General features: G+C 26.8%; 5 protein-coding genes. 4 read left to right on the top strand and 1 reads right to left on the bottom strand.

Translation table 11 applies throughout. The features are described from left to right. Positions 1–959: McrC family protein (locus tag WC168_RS09260; RefSeq protein WP_372618848.1), on the top strand; the 959-nt coding region annotated here is incomplete at its 5' end. 3 nt (positions 960–962) lie between these two features. On the opposite strand, the gene bioD is transcribed toward WC168_RS09260, so the two are convergent. Continuing rightward, positions 963–1,607 (bottom strand): dethiobiotin synthase, encoded by a 645-nt coding sequence (gene bioD / locus WC168_RS09255; protein ID WP_372618846.1) that lies wholly within the window; start codon positions 1,605–1,607, stop codon positions 963–965. A 76-nt stretch (positions 1,608–1,683) separates the two neighbouring features. On the opposite strand from bioD, the gene WC168_RS09250 reads away from it, so the two are divergent. From WC168_RS09250 to WC168_RS09240, 3 genes are read left to right on the top strand one after another with little or no spacing between them, the layout of a single operon-like run. Further along, positions 1,684–1,983 carry an ATP-dependent Clp protease adaptor ClpS gene (locus tag WC168_RS09250; protein WP_066158842.1) on the top strand — a complete coding sequence of 100 codons (300 nt, stop codon included), beginning with the start codon at positions 1,684–1,686 and terminating at the stop codon, positions 1,981–1,983. Between the two features lies 1 nt (position 1,984). Next, on the top strand, positions 1,985–4,192 hold the full coding sequence (clpA, locus tag WC168_RS09245) for an ATP-dependent Clp protease ATP-binding subunit ClpA (protein WP_066158840.1): 2,208 nt from the start codon (positions 1,985–1,987) through the stop codon (positions 4,190–4,192). Between the two features lie 13 nt (positions 4,193–4,205). After that, positions 4,206–4,625, top strand: coding sequence for a cytochrome c (locus WC168_RS09240; RefSeq protein WP_372618843.1), 420 nt, complete (start codon positions 4,206–4,208; stop codon positions 4,623–4,625). Positions 4,626–4,792 lie beyond the last annotated feature (167 nt).

Raw genomic sequence — 4,792 nt, 5'->3', positions numbered from 1 at the left:
TTTTAATAAAAATGTTAAAAACTTTAAAAAACTCTCCATTTAAAAATCTTAGTGTTGCAAATTTAAAATCTTCAAAAATACCTTTATTTGAAATATTTATCTCAATGTTTTTAGAAGAGTTGACCGTATTAGTTAGAAATGGCATAAAAAGTGATTATATAAGCAAAGAAGAGAATCTAAAATTTTTAAAAGGTAAACTAAAAATTTCTGAACAAATAAAATATAACACAATTCACAAAGAGAGATTTTTTGTTCAATACGAAGAGTTTATTAGCAATAGAGTTGAAAATAGGCTTATAAAAACTACTCTTCAATTTTTATATAATAAATCAAAATTAAACAAAAATCAACAAAGAATTAGGGAATTTTTGTTTGTTTTTGATGAAATAGAAATTTCACACAATATAAAAATAGATTTTTCAAAAATCAAACTAAACCGACAAATGAAAGATTATGAACAAGTTTTATTGTGGTGTAAAACTTTTTTATTTGAAAACTCTTTTTCTCCATATAAAGGAAATGATATTGCCTTTGCACTTCTGTTTGATATGAATTTACTTTTTGAAAGTTTTGTTTATAGTTATTTAAAAAAGAGTTCAAATTTTCAAGATATTAAATCGCAAGATAGAACTCATCACTTAGCTTATGAAAATGGTATTGGAAGATTTAGACTCAAACCAGATATTGTAATAAATGGTGGAAAAATAATAGCAGATACAAAATGGAAGATTTTAAGCGAAGATAAAGCCTACAATGGAGTTTTACAAGATGATATGTATCAACTTTATGCTTATGGTACAAAATATGATAATTGTGAAAAAATCTATTTAATTTATCCTTTTGATGAATTAATTATAAAAAATTCATACAACTATTTTAAAAATAAAGAGCTAAAACTAGATATTTTGTTTTTTGATGTAGATAAAAAAGAGTTTAAAGGTAAAAATATAGAGCTTTAAACTCTATATTTTATAATCTTGCAAAAACTTCAACTCTTTAAAATAATCTTTTAAGAATGGCTTTGAAACCTCTTCAAAACTATCTATATCTAAATACAAATTTATAAAAAATTCAAAATCTATATCTCTATTTTTTAAAGCTTCAATTGAAAGTAGGGTGTCATTTATAGATCCTAGTTTTGATGGAGTTATTAACAAAGCTTTTGTATTAAACTCTTTAATTAAATCAATCATAAAAAAATCTTTTTCTATTGGAACCATTAAACCACCAGCTCCTTCAACTATTAAAACATCACAAAATTCTTGTAGATACTCTTTTTTCTCTTTTAAAAACTCTATATCTATTTTTGAGTTCTCTTTTGCAACATAAGGTGAAGCGGGAAGAGTAAATTGATATGGAACACAATCATTTATAGATATATGTTTAAAATCTTTGTTTAGTTTTTTTGCTAGATTTAACATTTTACTTCCATCAAGTGGAGTACTATTTTGTACACCTGTTTCAATAGGTTTAAAGTAACCAACTCTTAAATTAGCATTTGCAAAAAAGTTTAAAAACTTTTCACAAGCATAAGTTTTACCAACATCTGTATTGGTTGCAGTTATAAAAATAGCTTTGTTTATATAATCTTTTGGATCAATCTTCATAATAATCTCTTTTTTGTTATAATTTGTATCTTTTGAAAAAAAGATTTTAACATAGTAAAAATAATAAGGGTTTAATGTGAGTAATGAGATTGAAATAGAGTTAAATGAAGATTTAGAAGTAGAAGAGCCAAAGAAGTATAATGTTTTTTTATTAAATGATGACTATTCAACTATGGATTTTGTAATTGATGTTTTAGTAAAAGTATTTAGAAAAACAAATAGTGAAGCTGAAACTATAATGTTAAATATTCACAACAATGGAAAAGGACTTTGTGGAGTTTATAGTTTTGAAATTGCTTCTACAAAAGTAGCTCAAGTAAAAACTATGTCAAGAGAGAAAGGCTTTCCTTTAAAAGCTGTTATGGAAGAAGAGTAAAATGATAAGTAAAGAGTTAAGAGAGATTTTTGCAAAATCTATAAACTACGCAAAAACAAATAGACATGAGTACCTAACATTGGAACATATTTTTTTAATGTTAATAAATAGTCAAACAATAAAAGAGCTATTTGAAGATTTAAATGTAGATAGCATAAAACTATTTGAAGATTTAAAAAAATATGTAGATGATACAACGCCAAAGTTACCTGAAAATATTGTTGATGAGCCAATTGAGACTATAGCTTTATCTTCAACTATTGAATATATGGTTGCACATACTCAAAGTAGTGGAAAAACAAAAGCAAATGTTGAAGATATGTTTGTGGCAATTTTAAAAGATGAAAATGCTTATGCTACATATTTATTAAAAAAACTTGGAATTCAAAGAGTTGATATTCTTGAAGAGATTTCTCATAAAGATGATACAGGTGTTGAAAATAGAGATGAACAAAATGATAAAGTGCTTGATCAAAACTCAAGTGAACTTGTGGCAATTGCTAAAAAAAATCAAATTGATCCAGTAATTGGAAGAGATAAAGAGTTACAAAGAGTAATTGAGATTTTAGGAAGAAGAAAGAAAAACAATCCACTTTTAGTGGGAGAACCAGGAGTTGGAAAAACAGCAATTGCAGAAGGTTTAGCTTTAAAAATTGCCTCAGGTGAAGTTCCACCATTTTTAGAAGATTCAAAAGTTTTTTCACTGGATATGGGTTCGATGTTAGCTGGAACAAAATATAGAGGAGATTTTGAAAAAAAACTAAAATCTCTTCTAAAAGAGATAAGCAAAATTCCAAATGCAATTTTATTTATAGATGAGATTCATACAATTGTTGGAGCTGGAAGTGTTGGTGGAAGTGCTATGGATGCTTCAAATATATTAAAACCACTTTTAGCAAGTGGAAAACTAAGATGTATTGGAGCTACAACTTTCTCTGAGTATAGAAATGATTTTGCAAAAGATAAAGCTCTTAGTAGAAGATTTGCAAAGGTTGATATAAATGAACCAAGTGTTGAAGACTCAATTTTAATATTAGAAGGATTAAAATCAAAATATGAAGAGTTTCATAAAGTAAAATATTCAAAAAGTGCAATTATAAGTGCAGTTGAACTTAGTAAAAAATATATTCAAGATAGATTTTTACCAGATTGTGCAATAGATGTTATTGATGAGGTGGGTGCTAGTAAAAAGATTGAATTATCAACAACTTTAAAAACAAAAAGTGATTCAAATATAACAATAACTTCAAAAGATGTTGAAGATGTAGTTTCAAAAATGGCTCATATTCCCTCAAGAAGTGCAACAAAATCAGATTTGACACTATTAAAAAATCTAGAAAAAAATATGCAAAAAAGAGTTTTTGGACAAGATAAAGCAATAGTATCAATAGTTCAAGCAATAAAAAGAAATAAAGCAGGATTGGGAGTTGATAAAAAACCAATTGGAAGTTTTTTATTTACAGGACCAACTGGAGTTGGAAAAACAGAAGTTGCAAAAGAGCTATCTTTACAGCTAGGAATCCATTTTGAAAGATTTGATATGAGTGAATATATGGAGGCTCATGCAATCTCAAGACTTATTGGAGCACCTGCTGGGTATGTTGGATTTGAACAAGGTGGACTTTTAACAGAAGCTATAAGAAAACATCCACATACAGTTTTATTACTTGATGAGATTGAAAAAGCCCATCCAGATTTAATGTCAATTTTGCTTCAAGTTATGGATAATGCAGAACTAACTGATAATAGTGGAAATAAAGCTGATTTTCAAAATGTTATATTAATAATGACTTCAAATCTTGGAGTTGCTGAAGCAAATGTTATGGGGTTTGCAAAAAATGAAAAACTAAATGAAGGAAAAGCTATAAACAAATTTTTTGCACCAGAGTTTAGAAATAGACTTGATGCAGTTGTTAGTTTTGATAGCTTAAGTTTAGATATTGTTTCAAAAGTTGTTGGTAAGTTTATAGAGGATTTGGAAAGACAACTAGAGAGCAAAAAAATAAAAATAGAGATTAGTAAAAAAGCTAAAGATGAGTTGGCAAATTTAGGTTACGATAAAACTATGGGTGCAAGACCTTTAAATAGAGTAATATCAGATAAAATAAAAAATCCATTGACAGATGAGATTTTATTTGGAAAGTTAAAAAAAGGTGGAGTTGTAAAAATAGATTATAAAGATGATTTTATTTTTACTTATATCAATTAAAAAGGAGTTTATTATGAGAATGTTTATTTTAACTTTTGTGTCGATGTTTTTATTTATATCTTGTTCAAGTGAAGATAAAAAAGATGTTAAAGAACTAGCAGTAAAAGAAGAAGTTGTTGCTCAAGAGGAGTTTGTTGATGAAAATGTAGAAGAGACAATATCTGAAGATATAATTGTAGTAGTAAAAGATGGTAAAACTTTATATAAATCTTGTAGTTCGTGTCATGGTTTAAAAGGTGATGCAAAAGCATTAGGTGTATCTAAACCAATTAATGATTATTCTAAAGAGGAGTTATTAACTATATTTAAAGGTTATAAAGATGGAACATATGGTGGAGAGTTTAAAACAATAATGAAAGCTCATATAGATGCAAGAAGTCAACAAGAGTTAGAGCTTTTAGCTGATTATATATCAATGATAAAAGAAAATTAATAAAAAATGTCCTAAAAATGGGCATTTTTCAACAAAATAGAAAGAATTCCAAAATTTAAGCCAAAGTTAAGCGCAAACCTCTTGACAAAGTAAGATTTTCCTATTATAATTCCCGTCCAATTTGACCAGTACGGTTTAAAATTAAGATCTTTAAAAGTATGATTAGA

The organism is Aliarcobacter sp. (assembly GCF_041672065.1).
Taxonomy (GTDB): Bacteria; Campylobacterota; Campylobacteria; order Campylobacterales; family Arcobacteraceae; genus Aliarcobacter; species Aliarcobacter skirrowii.
This window is presented reverse-complemented; position numbering and strand designations above follow the sequence as displayed.